We start from the raw sequence: 14053 nt of genomic DNA on the forward strand, positions 1-14053 counted from the left end.
GTGGACGCGGCGCGGCTGTACGGCTTCAGGTCGTCTTCCCGGGACGCGGCGGTTCATCCGCGGACGTCCGTCCTCCGCCCCGAAGGGGCGGGAGATCGGTGAGGAGGAACCCACGGAACGGCAAAGCCCTGTCCCCGATCTTGGCGTCCGACGGCGGCAGCCCTGGCGCCGCGTGTGTCCTTGGAGCCGACTCGCCCACTTCCGAGGAGGCCGAACATGAGGAAACTGCTGTATGCCGGCGCGGTCGCGCTCAGCCTGCTGGCCGCCGGATGCGGCGGTGCCGGTGACACCGAGGCGAACCGTGTCGCCAACGACCGGGTCGAAGAGCCGACCCCGGCGGAGCCCTCCGAGTATCCCTCGGGGACGGTCGCGCCGAGCACCGGAGTCCCGGCGACGCCGACCTCTCCCGTCCAGGCCACCCCGACCGGTCCCGCGCGTCTCGACGCGGCGTCCACCTCGCTCGGCACCGTGCTGGCCGGTGTGGACGGCCGGACGGTCTACCTGTTCACCAAGGACAAGGGCGGCGTCTCCGCCTGCACGCAGGCCTGCGCCGCGGCCTGGCCGCCGGTGCTCACCGCGGGCACGCCCCAGCCGGGCTCGGGAGTGCGCGCCGACCTGCTGGGGACGATCAAACGGCCGGACGGCGGCAGCCAGGTGACCTACAACAAGCACCCGCTGTACTACTACGCCAAGGACCGGAAGGCCGGGGACGTGACCGGCCAGAACGTCCGCGACTTCGGCGGCGAGTGGTACGCCGTCACCCCCGAGGGGAAGAGGGCCGGGCGTTAGTCCCGAAGCGCGGCCATGCTGTGCAGCAGCCGGGCGAGCAGGGCCGACAACTGCTCGCGCTCGTCCGGCGACAGCAGCGCCAGAAGCGACTCCAGCCCCCGCACGTGATCCTCGACGCTGCGCTTGAGCAGATCCCGGCCCGCGTCGGTGAGCCGTACGCGGACGCCCCGGCCGTCCTCCGGATCGGGCAGGCGGGCCAGCAGCCCCGCCGCCTGGAGGCGGTCGAGGCGGTTGGTGGTCGCGGCGGGGGAGAGCAGGAGTGCCCCGGCGAGCGCGCCCGCCGACATCTCCTCCCCGCCCCGGTAGAGCGTGGCCAGCACGTCGAACTCCCCGCGGTTGAGCCCGTGCGCCCTCAGGGTCGCCGCGATGGCCCCGTTGGCCAGGGTGTCGGCCCTGGTCAGCCGTCCGAAAAGGGCCATAGGCCGGGGGTCGAGGTCCGGCCTGCGCGCGGCCCACTGGTCCATCATCTGCCGTACGGGGAAGTCTGGATCCCTCACTCATCTATTTTGACATCAAAAGACCTCTGTGCGACTCTTTCGACATCGAAATACTTTGAGGAGGGGTTCGCATGTCCGCCCAATCGGAGAAGGCGCAGGCTGAGAACAACGCCCGGGTCGTCAGGGGCTTCTACGACGCGCTGAGCGGGGGAGACCTGGAGGCCGCCGGGGCGTTCCTGACCGACGACTCGGTGCTCCATGTCCCCGGGAAGAGCACGAACACCGGCGACTACGCCGGGCGGGAGGCCGTGATCGGTTTCGTGCTCAAGGCCGCCACGCTCAGCAAGGGGACGCTCAAGCTCGACGTCCACCGTGTCCTGGCCGACGACGAGGCGGCCGTCGCGCTCGCGACGTACACCGCGACGCGGCCGGACCGTGAGGTGCCGCTGGAGAACAACCTCGCGCACGTCATCACCATGCGCGACGGCAGGATCGCCGAGTCGTGGCTGCACAGCCGCGACCAGTACGAGGTTGACGCATTCTGGGGCGAATGACCCCGTTTCCCCATCCGTTCCCGATCCGCCTTCCCCGCAGGAGGGCGGATTTCTCGTATCCTCTCCAGCCCTGTCGGCCAACCCTGTCGGCAACCCTGAGGATCACCTGGCTTCAACTGCTCAGAGCCCACTAGGCTTAGGGGCAATCCGCCCTGTGTCCGCGGCCGCTTGATCGTTTGAGAGTGGGCTCGCGATGGCATCGGACGCGTCGTCTGTATTGGAGAACGTCCTCACCGGCATGGCCGGTCTGTTCGGCGTCGACGGCGCCGCGTTGATGCTCCTCGACGCGCAGGACCGCCTTCGCGCGATCGGTGCGACGGACGACGACGGGGTCCTGCTGGAGTCCGCCCAGGAATACGTGGGCGACGGCCCGGCCATCGCGAGCGCCGCGAGCGGCGGTCTCGTCGCGATCCACGATCTGCACGCCGATCGCCCCCTGGGGTTCCCGCACGTGGCCGTCCACGCACTCCCGGTCCGGGCCGTCCTCTCCGTACCTCTCGTCGAGGGCGGGGAGCTCATCGGCGTCCTGGACTTCTACGCCCGAGCGGGGCACGTCTGGGACCGCACAGAGGTGGAAGCCGGTTACCGCCTCGGTGAGCTGATGGTCATCGTTCTGCAGGTCCTGGCAGAGAACAGGACTGATCGCGCCCCTCTGGGGCAGTTGTGATGGCCGAATCGCCACCTCTCCCACGGCCACGGCGGTGCGAGGTGAGGTTCACGAGAGGATACGGAATGACCCATATCGATCCTGAGGCTCTTGTCGCCAGCCTGCGACGTCTGCAGAAGGACAGGTCGGCGACCGGGATCGTGCACCACCTCGAGCGCATCGTCCAGGTGGTCGATCGGCTTTTCGGCTACTCCGGCGCCGGCCTGATGTTCGCCGAGGAGGATCGCACACTGCGTTACCTTTTCGCGACGGACGAGCGCGGCCGCAGCCTCGAACGGGCCCAGGCGGTGACGAGCCAGGGCCCGTGCGTTGCGGCGTACGTGGGGGACACCGCGGTGACGACGGTCGACGTGCGGGCCGACCGGCGGTGGCCGGCTCTGCGTGACCTGTTGCACCCCGAAGTACGCGGGGTGGCGGGGGTGCCGATCCGGCTCGGCGGTGTGCCCGTGGGCACCCTGAACGTCTACCAGGACGCGCCGCACGAGTGGCAGGAGACCGACACCCAGGCCCTCCACGCGTACGCGCACGTGATCGAGCAGGTCCTGCTCGCGTCCATGGAGGCGGACGAGAAGGCGGTGCTCGCCGACCAGCTCCAGTACGCCCTGGACTACCGGGTCGTGATCGAGCGGGCCATCGGCTATCTCATGGGCAAGCACGATCTGACCGCGTCACAGGCGTTCACGGGACTGCGCAAGCAGGCCAGGGACAGCAGACGGAAGGTATCCGAGCTCGCGGCGGAGCTGCTGGGCGAGCAGGGTCCGAGGAATGTTGCGAATCCAGACCACGTCGTCTGAGGCCGGCGTCGGGCTCGTCCTGAGCGGTGACCTCGACCTGTCGGGTGCGCCGGAGTTCCGTGCGTGCCTGGGGCAGGTCCTGGAGACCTGCCGGCCCGGGCACGTCGAGGTCGACCTGTCCGGGGTCGGCTTCCTGGACTGCGCGGGCGCCCGGAGCCTGCTGTGGGCCGACGAGCGCATCCGGAGCTGGGGCGGCAGCGTGAGCTTCCATCACCCCGGCAGAAGCCCGTTGCGCCTGCTGCGGCTGCTGGGCTTCGACGCCGCGCTGTCCATCCGGGTGGCGAGGCGGGTGCCGCTCGTCCAGCCCACCGGCCAGGCCCGTCCTCGGCTCAACTGACCCGCGCCCGGACGATAGTCTGGCCGTGATGTATCGACTCGTGTTCACGCAGGTCCTGAGCCGCCTCGACGCCGAGGCCGCCCACCATCTCACGATCAGGCTGCTCCGCCTGCTCGCGATGTTCCCGCCCCTCACGCGGCTGCTGCACCGGCTGCTCGCGCCGCGGGCGGAGTCGCTGCGCGTCCAGGCGTTCGGCGTCCACTTCCCCTCGCCGTTCGGGCTCGCCGCCGGGTTCGACAAGGACGCCCGGTGTGTCGAGCCGCTCTCGGCGATCGGCTTCGGGCACGTCGAGGTCGGCACGATCACCGCGCACGCCCAGCCGGGGAACCCGCGCCCGCGGCTGTTCCGGCTGCCCGAGAGCCGCGCGGTCATCAACCGGATGGGCTTCAACAACGCGGGAGCGGCCGCCGCCGCCACCCGGCTGCGCCGGGTGCGGCATCTCCCGGCGGTGGTCGGCGTCAACATCGGCAAGACCAAGGTGGTGCCCGAGTCCGAGGCCGTACGGGACTACGTGGACAGCGCCCGCAGGCTGGCGCCGCTCGCCGACTACCTGGTCGTCAACGTCAGCTCGCCCAACACCCCGGGCCTGCGCGACCTCCAGGCGGTCGACCGCCTGAGGCCGCTGCTCTCGGCGGTGAAGGAGGCGGCCGGGCGCACCCCGCTGCTCGTGAAGATCGCGCCGGACCTGGCGGACGAGGACGTGGACGCGGTGGCCGAGCTCGCCGCCGACCTGGGCCTCGCCGGGATCATCGCGACCAACACCACGATCAGCCGTACGGGCGTCTCCAGCACCGAGACCGGAGGGCTGTCCGGACGGCCCCTCAAGAGCCGCTCGCTCGAAGTGCTGCGCCGCCTGCACCAGAAGGCCGGTGACCGGCTCACGATCGTCTCCGTCGGAGGCGTGGAGGACGTCGACGACGTGTGGGAACGGCTGCTCGCCGGGGCCACCCTCGTCCAGGGATACACCGGCCTGATCTACGAGGGCCCGCTGTGGCCGTCCCGGATCAACCGGCGGCTCGCCCGCCGGCTGCGGCGGCACGGATACGGCTCGGTCCGCGAAGTGATCGGCCGGACCGCCTGAACCCCGTTCTCTCGGATAGGAAGACCGTCATGAGCGTGAAGACCTACACCGTCGAAGGCATGACCTGCGGCCACTGCGTCAGCTCCGTGAAGGAGGAGGTCGGGGAGATCCCCGGCGTCACCGGCGTCGAGGTCGATCTCGGCAGCGGCCGCCTGGAGGTCTCCGGCGACGTCACCGACGACGCCGTGCGCGAGGCCGTGAAGGAGGCCGGTTACACCCTGGTGTGACCCGGCCGGCCTCTGTGGCGGAAGGGCCGAACGCGATCTTTTCGGGGGGAAAGTGCGAGATCATGCATGGGCGACGTCTCGCAGCCCGCCCCGACGAGAACTGGTAAGCGTGACACCCCCATGAGCGCCATCTACGACCAGGCCGACGGCGAGAGGATCGCCGTGGCCGACAGCGGTGATCTCGTGAGCATCGTCAACCGCTCCGGGAGGATCGTCGTCGCGAAGAAGGACGTCCGCAGGCTCGCGGAGCGGATCCTCGCCGCGGCGGGCCGGATGGCCGTCGTCCTGTTCCCGCCCGCCCTGCGGAAGGACACCCTGTCGGTCGCCGCACGGTCCGGCGGCTGGACGGTCCGCGTCTCGCCGAAGAACGGCGCCCGTGTGCTCGCGGAGATCGACCCGCAGGGGCTCGGGCCGGACGACGCCTACGAGTTCGCCGCCGCCGTCGCGGTGGCCGCCCACCACATCGGCGACGCCGCCCACGCCGACCTGAGCCTGACCACCAGGATCCGGGAGGTCATCGAGGCCCACCGGGACCTCGACACCGAGAAGATCGCCGCCGCCATCGTGGCCGAGGTCCTCGACGGCGCCTGACCGTCACATGCTGGGGCGGGTGGAGTCGGCGGAGAGGCTCAGCTCGTGCAGGTGACGCATGACCTCCTGGACGGTGACGATCCCCGGGCGGTGCCGGCGCCGGCCGGTGCCGCCGCGCTGCCAGGGCCGGGGCCCCGAGAGCGGGCGATACTCGACGCCGATCGCGTCCAGCCGCCCGAGATGCCTGCCGAGACGGCGGGCGAAGTCCTCGGACGCGGGCGGGCCGCCGGTCCAGGCGACCTCCGCCGCCGCGCAGCCCCGGGGCCAGGCGCGGTAGTCGAGCGAACGGCCGTCCGGGATGCGCTCGCTCCACAGCTGGAACTGCGTTCCGACGACCCGGGCCCGCTCCTCGGGCGACCACGACGCGGGCGCCGGCTCGAACGCCGCCACGTCGGCCACCGTGATCGCGTCACCCAGGCCGGCCGGCTCCTCGGGTGAGGCGGCCTCGGCGTAGTCGAAGTACATCGGGAAGACCGGCGTCGCCACCACGTCGTGGCCCGCCGCGGCGGCCCGCCGGGCGACGTGCTCGCCGCGCCACGGCATCACGATCGTGTCCGGCCTGAGCCCGCCGCTGACGAACGCCTCGTCCCACACCACCGCCCGGCTGCCGCGCTCGGCCAGCGCGTCGGCCAGCCGCCGCAGGAACCACGCGTGCAGGTCGCCCGTGCTCTCCAGCCCCAGCGACGCGCGGTACGCCGAGATCTCGGCCGAGGCGGCCCAGTCGTCCAGCACGCACTCGTCCCCGCCGATGTGGAAGTACGGCACCTCGCCCAGGGCGTCGGCGATCTCACCGAAGACGGTGAGCAGGAAGTCGACGGTCGCCGGAAGCGGGGAGAGGATCGCCGGCGAGATGCCCCACCGGTCGAGCACCCGGTAGTGCTCGCCCGGTCGCGACGCGAGCGCCGGATAGGCGGCCAGCACGGCTGAGGCGTGTCCCGGCACGTCGATCTCCGGCACGACGACGACCGCCCGCGCCCGGGCGTAGGCCGCGATCTCGGCCAGGTCGGCGAGCGTGTAGTGACCGCCGTGCGGGACGTCGTCGAAGGCGAGGTCCTCCCCGTGATGGCTGACGACCGTGCGAGGGCGGTGCGAGCCCACCTCGTGCAGCAGCGGGAACGCCCTGCTCTCCACCCGCCAGCCCTGGTCGTCGGCCAGGTGCAGGTGGAGCCGGTTCAGCTTGTGCGACGCCATCAGGTCGATCATGCGCAGCACCTCCCGCTTGGGTAGGAAGCTGCGGGACACGTCGAGATGCGTGCCGCGCCAGGCGAAGGCCGGCGCGTCCGCCACCCGCCCGCAGGGGAGGGTCCAGCGTGTCCCGGGCGGAAGGGCCGACCGGAAGGCCTCGTCCGGCAGCGCCTGCCGCAGCGTCTGCGCCGCGTAGAAGGCGCCCGCCCGGTCCCCGGCCGCGATGCGCACGCCGTCCGGGGCGATCGTGAGCACGTACGCCTCCGGTCCGAGCCGGGGGTCCTCCTCCACCCGCAGGGCCGCCGTGGCGGCGTCGCCGGGCCGCGGGTCGAGCACGCCGAGCGCGAGCCGTACGGCGTCGCAGAGGGCGGCCGGGCCCGACACGACGGCCCCGGCCGCGATCTCGGCCGTCCCGGCGCCCGTCTCGATCGACCTCGGCAGGGGAAGCAGGTCATCCATCCCGCGCCGCCTCTACTGAGTGGTGAGGTAGGCCTTGAGGCCCTTCGCCAGCGACTCGGCGATGGTCTGCCGGAAGCTCGCGTCCCTGAACCTGCGGGCCTCGCCGGCGTTGCGCATGTTGCCGCACTCGATGAAGATCTTCGGCACGGTCGACAGGTTGAGCCCGCCGAGGTCGCTGCGGTAGTTCAGCGCCTGCCTGCCGATGTAGGTCGAGTACGGCAGCCCGGTGCCGTTGTGGAAGGCGTCGCGGACCTTCCGGCCCAGCCGCTGGGAGTCGCCGACGACCGGGTCGACCGGCCCGCCGATCTTCTTCGGCATGATGACGTGGAACCCGTGCGCGCCGGGCGCCGCTCCGTCGCCGTGGATGGAGATCGCGGCGTTCGCGTGCGCCTTGTTGCCGATCGCGGCCCGCTGGTTGATGCACGGGCCCCAGCCGGTGTTGTCCGCCCGCGTGAGCCTGACCGTGGCCCCCTGGTCCCGCAGCAGCCGGGCGAGCCGGTTGGACACGTCCCAGGTGAAGGCCGCCTCGGTGTAGCCGTCGTTCGTCGACGTCCCGGTGGTGTCGCAGGCCTTCTTCTGGGTGAGGATGTTCACCTGCCTGTTGATCTCCCGAGTGTGCCGGAAGTTGCCCCCGTTGTGGCCCGGGTCGATCACCACGATCTTGCCGCTCAGCGGCCGGGCGGCGGACTCGGACGCCGTACGGGTGACCGGGCTGGCCGTGCCGGTGTCCGGGGCGGCCGGCGTGCCGTCAGCGGAGCCCGCAGCGGTGCCGCCGGCCGTGCCCGAGGCGGTGTCCGGGGCCGCGGCCTGCGGAGAGGCGGCGGGGGCCGCGGCCCCCGTGCCGGTGGCCTCACCGCCGCCGCAGGCGGCGGCGCCGAACCCGCACAGGGCCAGGGCTGCGGCGGCGAGCGGGCGTCTGATCACGCTGGAAGTCCCTTCCCGGAGGTGTGGTCTCACCAACCTAACCGGAAGGGGCTCGTGATCAGACCGTTATGCCGGGAACCTGGCTATCCAGGCCGGCTCGGGGATCTCCTGCCGGTGCAGGAGGGCGGCCAGCTCACGGGCGTCCTCGGCGTCGAGGCCCAGCACCACGCGGGGCCGTCCCCACGGATGGTCGATCGAGTGGGCGACGTAGCTCGCCACCGACTCCGCGACGTCCTCGCCGTCGAGCCCCCGGCTCTCCCGCCAGTGCGCCCAGGCCCGCTCCAGCTCGACCGCGGCCCGCTGGGCGCAGGAGACCAACTCAGGATCACGCATGAATCCCCCCCGATTCTCGGTCACCGGCCCGCGGGAAGCCACTCGGCGACCCGCCGGGGGGCCGGCGTCACGGCCGCAGTCAACACCGGCCGCGAGGGGACACGTCGCCGGTTGACCTAGCTTTTGGCGTCGCTTGGCGCGGGGCCGGTGCTGCGCCGTACGACGAGCTGGGGGGTCACCTGCCGCAGCCGCGCGGTCTGGCCCGGCTCGGTGATGCGGTCGCTCAGCAGCGCCGCCGCCGAGCGGCCCATGGCCCGCCGGGGCTGGTCCACGCTGGTCAGCGAGATGTGGGTGACGGACGCCAGGTGCGTGTTGTCGTATCCGACGACCGACAGGTCCTCGGGCACCCGCAGGCCCAGCTCGCTCGCCGCGGACAGCACGCCCATGGCCACGATGTCGTTCGCCGCGAAGATCGCCGTCGGGCGGGGTTCGCGCCGCAGCAGCGCCAGCGCCGCGCGCCGGCCGCCCTCCTCGCTGAAGTCGCCGTGCTCGACCATGATGTACGGCGCCAGCGCGTGGCGGCGCATGGCCACCAGGTATCCCTCGCAGCGGCAGCGGGCCGCCGACGACGGAGCGCCCTCGATGTGGGCGATGCGCCGGTGCCCCTGCTCCACGAGGTGGTCGACGGCGAGGCGGGCGCCGTACTGGTCGTTGTCGACGACGATGTCCACGCCCTCGAGTTCGACGTCGCGCTCGCCCACCACCACGGTCGGGGTGTACGCCGCGGCCTCGGCCAGCGTGTCGCTGGAGGGCGCGACGCCGAGCAGGACGAGGCCGTCCACGCGCAGTTCCAGGAAGGCCTCCACGGCCTCGTCCTCGAACGCCGGGTCCCAGCGGCCGCTGCCGATCAGCAGCCGCAGCCCGTCGCCGTGCAGACTCTCCTGCAGGCCGTCGAGGAACTCGGCGTAGAACGGGTTGTGCAGGTCGGCCACGAGAGCGCCCACCAGGTGGGTCCGCCCCTCGACGAGGCTGCGCGCCACCGCGTTCGGCCGGTAGCCGAGCTCGCGGGCTGCCTGCAGCACCGCTTCCCTGCGGTGCTCGCTGACGTGCGGGGAACCCCGCAGTACGAGTGACACCAGCGACTTGGAGACGCCGGCGCGTTCGGCCACGTTGCGGATCGTGGGACGTGGCCGAGGGCTGAACCCGTCGGACAGTCCGCAGTCGGGTATCCCGACCCCGGCGTCTTTCCGGGCAGTGGTCTGCATGGACGGTCCTGACATGGTTCTCCCCACGATGCGTGGACGTGCACCTGACACACCAAACGATCGAGTTGCCCTGAGGGTACGGGTTGACCGCCTTAAGAGCGCCTTAAAGCGGGATCATTCCTTCCCAGCGGGTGTGGGAAGGGTAGCCGGAACGCGGGTACGGCGCCCGCCGCGGATGCGGTTCCGGGGTCGACCCTTGATCTGCCCGATCCCCCCATAACGAGGACGATTCGCTAGGGTGCGGGATGTGGGTGCCACACGCCAAGCGGAGGAGGGCGCACGGCCGGCGCGGCGCAGGCTGAGCGTCGACAGGCGGCGGGAAGAGCTCATCGCCGCCGCGCTGGAGCTGTTCAGCAGGCATGACGCCGAGGACGTCTCGATCGACGACGTGGCGGTCACCGCGGGCGCCTCCCGGGCGCTCGTCTACCACTACTTCGGGGGCAAGCAGGAGCTCTACGTGGCCGCCCTGCGCAGCGCCGCCGCCGAGTTACAGGCGCGGTTGCAGCCGCAGAGCGAAGGCGGGCCCCTGGAGCGGCTCGCGCTGGGCCTGACGCGCTACTTCGACTTCGTGGAGGAGCGCGCGGCCGGGTTCGCCGCGCTGCTCAGGGGTGGCCCGGCCAACCGCGCGGGCGAGATCGGCGAGATCGTGGACGGCGTGCGACAGCGCATGCTCCGCATGATCACCTATGAGCTGGGCGTCGAGACGCCCGGCCCGGCGCTGCGCGTCACGCTGAGGTCGTGGATCGCGTCGGTGGAGACGGCCGGGCTCGACTGGCTGGAGCACCGCGACATGGCGCGGGGCGACCTGGAGCGGCTGCTGGTGGGCCAGGTGGTCGCGCTCCTGGAGGTGGCCGGTGGGCACGACCCCGGAGCCGGGACGCTGCTGGGCTCTCCGGCGCTCGTGCCGGGTGGCGAGCCGGTCCCCTGAACCGGATCAGGTCAATCGCCGAACGGGCCGGTCTGATCGCCGAACGGTCGGGTGCGCTCCCCGTACGGGGACGGCGAGGGCGCCTGCTCCGGGCGTTCCGGTAAGGATCGGATCGCCGTGGAGGCAGGGAAGAAAGGCGCACGGGACAGCGTGCGCGGGGAGGCGCCGGGCGGGCGGCGCCGGCCCCAGATCCCTCCCGTGACCGGTGATCGGTCACGGGAGCATGGTGGGCGCGCTCACATCCCCGACGCGAGCGCGCCGTCGTTCCCCCGTGACGCGGCGGCCACGTCCTACTCGGACCGCTGCTGCGGAATCCCCGCGAGCAGTGCGCGGACCTCGGTCTCCCGGTACCGCCGGTGACCGCCGAGGGTGCGGATCGACGTCAACTTGCCCGCCTTCGCCCACCGCGTGACGGTCTTCGGGTCGACGCGGAACATCGTGGCGACCTCCGCCGGGGTGAGCAGTGGCTCGGCCTCGGGTGTACGAGCTGACATTTGTGCGGCCTCTCCTCCGTGTGGACCGTCGGCAGCGATCCTCCGACTTGTCTGACGCTCGTGCCGCTCCGTACAGCACAATGCTGTCGGCGCGGCACTGTCACGGATGTCCGTCAATGATCCAAAAACGTGCGGTTTCTAGGATCATTTACGGCATCACCCGATGTGACCATACAGCCACGTAGCGCGATTGGCGAGCCCTCCGGGCACAACGTCTCGACCACGGGTTGATGTCACGCTGGGTGATTCTAGCGACACGTTTCGTGGTATCGCAGTGAAAACGGCAAACTACTCAGTTCGTAGATGTGTGATCGACTATCCCATGACCAGAATCTGCAGGTCGGGGCGTGTTGATGACCCTCAGTTTGCCGATTCGAGGGCGCGGATCGACCTCCAGCGGACAATCACCCGCTGATACATCGCGAAGGCAAGTTCTTCCTGACCCGTATCCAGGCCCGCCAGGGCCGCGGCGACCTCCGCGACGGACTGGTCGCCCTGGAGCGTCCGGTCGTCCATCAGGTGGACGAGGCCGCCGTAGTCGAGCTCGACGAGCGAGTGGGGATGGAACTCCTCCAGCCAGCGGCCGATGTCCTCCACCTCGGTCAGCGCGGCGACCTGCCCGACATGGCGGCGGATGACCACCAGGGCCCGGGCCACCCGGCGGCGGGCCTGCGCCATCGAGGTGACGTACAGCATGTTCCTGGGCGGCGCGGCGGTGGTCTGCGAGACGGGCTCGGCCGGCTGCTCCGAGCCCAGCACGAGCCAGCGCTCGGCCGAGTCGAACGGCACGAACCACGCGGTCGGGACGTGCCAGGTGCTCGTGCGGATGTAGGTGCGCAGGGACTCCTCCCCGCGCTTGAACCGGTCGAAGTCGTCGGCGGTCTGCTCGGCGATGGCCTGGGGGACGAACCGGGAGGCCAGCCTGACCGGCGTGCTGCCGCGGAAGGAGGCGAACGCCAGCCACGACCGGAGCCTGCTCTGCCAGGGGCAGACGTAGAGCGTCTCCTCCACCCGCCGCAGGTAGGCGTTGGGGCTCTCGCGCTCGGGCGCGGGCAGGGGCGGGACGCTCAGCAGCCGGCGGACCGCCTCGCCGTGCTCGACCTCGAGCGCGCCGGCCCGGCGCGGCCGGTCGCGCGACCCGGCGTACCGGGCCCACCGCGCCCGATCCTGAGGGGTGAAAGCGGTCAGCGGCTCGTACACACGGAGATAGGCGGCGTAGGGGAGCACACCAGAATCGTGCCATGTCGGGGGAGGAACGCGCAGCACTGTCCCGGTTTTTCATGATCGTTTCATGCCCGGGTCGGCTAAGCTGGAGGCGAATCGCCGCGACGAGGCGGCGTACACGATCAGGAGTCACTACCGTGACCGACGTTTTCGGGCTGTCCCACAAGGAATCCGGCTCGGGTGACGGCGTCAACCCCGTTCAGCCGATACGGCACGAGCAGGTCGTCTTCTGCACCGACGAGCGCAGCGGCCTCTACGCGATCATCGCGATCTACAGCACCGCCCTCGGACCGGGGCTCGGCGGCACCCGGTTCTATCCCTACGAGAGCGAGCAGGCCGCCCTCGCCGACGTCCTCAACCTCTCCCGGGCCATGGCGTACAAGAACGCGCTGGCCGGGCTCGACCACGGCGGCGGCAAGGCCGTGATCATCGGCGATCCCTCGGCCGACAAGAGCGAGGCGCTCCTTCGCGCGTACGGCAGGTTCGTCCAGTCGCTGGGCGGCCGCTACTACACCGCCTGTGACGTGGGCACCTACAGCGAGGACATGGACGTCGTGGCGCGGGAGTGCTCCTACGTCACCGGCCGGACCCCGGCGCACGGCGGCGCCGGAGACTCCTCCATCCTCACCGCCTTCGGGGTCTTCCAGGGCATGCGGGCCGCCGCCGACCACATGTACGGCACCTCGTCCCTGAGGGGCCGGCGGGTCGGGGTCGAGGGGGTCGGCAAGGTCGGCCGCCGGCTCGTCGACCACCTGATCGAGGACGACGCCGAGGTCGTCGTCTGCGACGTCGACGAGCGGGCCGTCGAGTGGGTGCGGCAGCGCCATCCGGCCGTCGAGGTCGTGCCCGACGCCGCCACGCTGGCCGCGTCCGACATCGACGTGTACGCCCCCTGCGCGCTCGGCGGAGCGCTGGACGACGAGACCGTCCCCCGGCTCAAGGCGAAGATCGTCTGTGGCGGGGCGAACAACCAGCTCGCCCATCCGGGCGTCGAGAAGCAGCTCGCCGAACGGGGCGTCCTGTACGCCCCCGACTACGTCGTCAACTCGGGCGGGGTCATCCAGGTGGCCGATGAAATCGGGGGATTCGACATGGAACGCGCCCGCGCGCGGGCCGCAATGATCTTCGACACCACCCGCAGGATCTTCCGGTCGGCCGAGGAGGAAGGGGTTCCTCCCGCGGTCGCCGCGGATAGGCTGGCGGAGCGCAGAATGTCGGAAATAGGTCGGCTTAGGGGGATTTGGCTCCGGCGCTGACCGCCGCCGCTCTTACGACGTACCGAGCGGCGCACAAACCAGGTACGGTAATAGGCGAACGAGAGACTGACGCCTGAAGTCAGGTGGCGTCGGTGCGCGGTGCGTTAGTGACGAGGGGTCGGGCACGACCCCGCATGAGGGGGTCGAGCCAATGGGGCGCGGCCGAGCCAAGGCCAAGCAGGTCAAGGTCGCCCGTCAGCTGAAGTACAACAGCGGCGGGACGGATCTTGAGCGCCTGCGCGCGGAGCTCGGAGTCGTGGACGCCGACGATTCCGGCCACAGTGACGAGCATGACCCTTACGACGAGTTGGCTGATCGCTACAGCGATTACGCGGCCGTCGACGACGATGACGGCGACGACGGCAGCCCCGGGCGGCGCTGAGCCGTTACCGATCGCCAGTTGAGTGACCCGGCGGGGACCGTTCCCCCGCCGGGTTGCTGACTCATATGCGGTGATCAGCGTGTCCGAGACCTGCGACGCGCCTTCACGCGAGGTGGTACGCCCGGTTGTGTGCGTGCCCGCCTCGCGCGCTCGCCACGTCGGCCTGTTCGGGGAGCGCCCCAGGAC

General features: G+C 71.2%; 18 protein-coding genes. 11 read left to right on the plus strand and 7 right to left on the minus strand.

What is annotated here, in order from left to right; genetic code table 11:
* The first annotated feature begins 216 nt into the window (after positions 1 to 216).
* Positions 217 to 789, plus strand: coding sequence for a hypothetical protein (locus HHX37_RS28335; RefSeq protein ID WP_182887421.1), 573 nt, complete (start codon positions 217 to 219; stop codon positions 787 to 789).
* Here the strand turns inward: HHX37_RS28335 and HHX37_RS37970 are convergent.
* Entirely contained in the window at positions 786 to 1286 is a 501-nt protein-coding gene (locus HHX37_RS37970; protein ID WP_208759090.1) for a MarR family winged helix-turn-helix transcriptional regulator, read from the minus strand. The two genes, HHX37_RS28335 and HHX37_RS37970, sit on opposite strands and share 4 nt — an antisense overlap.
* Before the next feature lie 71 nt (positions 1287 to 1357).
* Between HHX37_RS37970 and HHX37_RS28345 the strand changes: the two genes are divergently transcribed.
* The 7 genes from HHX37_RS28345 (at position 1358) to HHX37_RS28375 (ending at position 5477) form a co-directional block, all read left to right on the plus strand.
* Complete coding sequence (locus HHX37_RS28345; protein WP_182887422.1) at positions 1358 to 1780, plus strand: nuclear transport factor 2 family protein; 423 nt, start codon at positions 1358 to 1360, stop codon at positions 1778 to 1780.
* A 193-nt stretch (positions 1781 to 1973) separates the two neighbouring features.
* Positions 1974 to 2447 (plus strand): GAF domain-containing protein, encoded by a 474-nt coding sequence (locus HHX37_RS28350; RefSeq protein ID WP_182883726.1) that lies wholly within the window; start codon positions 1974 to 1976, stop codon positions 2445 to 2447.
* Between the two features lie 65 nt (positions 2448 to 2512).
* Positions 2513 to 3241, plus strand: coding sequence for a GAF and ANTAR domain-containing protein (locus HHX37_RS28355; RefSeq protein WP_165900800.1), 729 nt, complete (start codon positions 2513 to 2515; stop codon positions 3239 to 3241).
* Complete coding sequence (locus HHX37_RS28360; RefSeq protein WP_182887423.1) at positions 3213 to 3578, plus strand: STAS domain-containing protein; 366 nt, start codon at positions 3213 to 3215, stop codon at positions 3576 to 3578. Before HHX37_RS28355 ends, HHX37_RS28360 begins: the two co-directional genes overlap by 29 nt.
* Before the next feature lie 28 nt (positions 3579 to 3606).
* Positions 3607 to 4659 carry a quinone-dependent dihydroorotate dehydrogenase gene (locus tag HHX37_RS28365; RefSeq protein ID WP_182874936.1) on the plus strand — a complete coding sequence of 351 codons (1053 nt, stop codon included), beginning with the start codon at positions 3607 to 3609 and terminating at the stop codon, positions 4657 to 4659.
* 29 nt (positions 4660 to 4688) lie between these two features.
* Entirely contained in the window at positions 4689 to 4886 is a 198-nt protein-coding gene (locus HHX37_RS28370) for a heavy-metal-associated domain-containing protein (protein ID WP_117408511.1), read from the plus strand.
* 120 nt (positions 4887 to 5006) lie between these two features.
* Positions 5007 to 5477 carry a hypothetical protein gene (locus HHX37_RS28375; RefSeq protein ID WP_117408510.1) on the plus strand — a complete coding sequence of 157 codons (471 nt, stop codon included), beginning with the start codon at positions 5007 to 5009 and terminating at the stop codon, positions 5475 to 5477.
* 3 nt (positions 5478 to 5480) lie between these two features.
* Here the strand turns inward: HHX37_RS28375 and HHX37_RS28380 are convergent, their stop codons facing one another.
* The 4 genes from HHX37_RS28380 to HHX37_RS28395 form a co-directional block, all read right to left on the minus strand.
* Positions 5481 to 7121 (minus strand): beta-N-acetylhexosaminidase, encoded by a 1641-nt coding sequence (locus HHX37_RS28380; RefSeq protein WP_182887424.1) that lies wholly within the window; start codon positions 7119 to 7121, stop codon positions 5481 to 5483.
* 12 nt (positions 7122 to 7133) lie between these two features.
* Positions 7134 to 8045, minus strand: a complete 912-nt coding sequence (locus HHX37_RS28385) for an N-acetylmuramoyl-L-alanine amidase (protein WP_182887425.1) — start codon at positions 8043 to 8045, stop codon at positions 7134 to 7136.
* A 66-nt stretch (positions 8046 to 8111) separates the two neighbouring features.
* The gene (locus HHX37_RS28390) at positions 8112 to 8378 is read right to left on the minus strand and encodes a hypothetical protein (protein WP_138461723.1); all 267 of its coding nucleotides are present in this window, start codon (positions 8376 to 8378) and stop codon (positions 8112 to 8114) included.
* A 116-nt stretch (positions 8379 to 8494) separates the two neighbouring features.
* Positions 8495 to 9598 (minus strand): LacI family DNA-binding transcriptional regulator, encoded by a 1104-nt coding sequence (locus tag HHX37_RS28395; protein WP_182887426.1) that lies wholly within the window; start codon positions 9596 to 9598, stop codon positions 8495 to 8497.
* 232 nt (positions 9599 to 9830) lie between these two features.
* On the opposite strand from HHX37_RS28395, the gene HHX37_RS28400 reads away from it, so the two are divergent.
* Complete coding sequence (locus HHX37_RS28400) at positions 9831 to 10511, plus strand: TetR/AcrR family transcriptional regulator (RefSeq protein WP_310740570.1); 681 nt, start codon at positions 9831 to 9833, stop codon at positions 10509 to 10511.
* Positions 10512 to 10801: 290 nt separating this feature from the next.
* Here the strand turns inward: HHX37_RS28400 and bldC are convergent, their stop codons facing one another.
* Entirely contained in the window at positions 10802 to 11005 is a 204-nt protein-coding gene (gene bldC / locus HHX37_RS28405; protein WP_013133571.1) for a developmental transcriptional regulator BldC, read from the minus strand.
* 360 nt (positions 11006 to 11365) lie between these two features.
* Positions 11366 to 12232, minus strand: coding sequence for a hypothetical protein (locus HHX37_RS28410; RefSeq protein ID WP_117410312.1), 867 nt, complete (start codon positions 12230 to 12232; stop codon positions 11366 to 11368).
* A gap of 134 nt (positions 12233 to 12366) precedes the next feature.
* Here HHX37_RS28410 and HHX37_RS28415 point away from each other — a divergent pair, with 134 nt between their 5' ends.
* Positions 12367 to 13485, plus strand: coding sequence for a Leu/Phe/Val dehydrogenase (locus HHX37_RS28415; RefSeq protein ID WP_310738387.1), 1119 nt, complete (start codon positions 12367 to 12369; stop codon positions 13483 to 13485).
* A 151-nt stretch (positions 13486 to 13636) separates the two neighbouring features.
* Positions 13637 to 13867, plus strand: a complete 231-nt coding sequence (locus tag HHX37_RS28420) for a DUF3073 domain-containing protein (protein WP_117410310.1) — start codon at positions 13637 to 13639, stop codon at positions 13865 to 13867.
* Positions 13868 to 14053 lie beyond the last annotated feature (186 nt).

The organism is Microbispora sp. H10885, from assembly GCF_014161415.1.
In the GTDB taxonomy this organism is placed as follows: Bacteria; Actinomycetota; Actinomycetes; order Streptosporangiales; family Streptosporangiaceae; genus Microbispora; species Microbispora triticiradicis.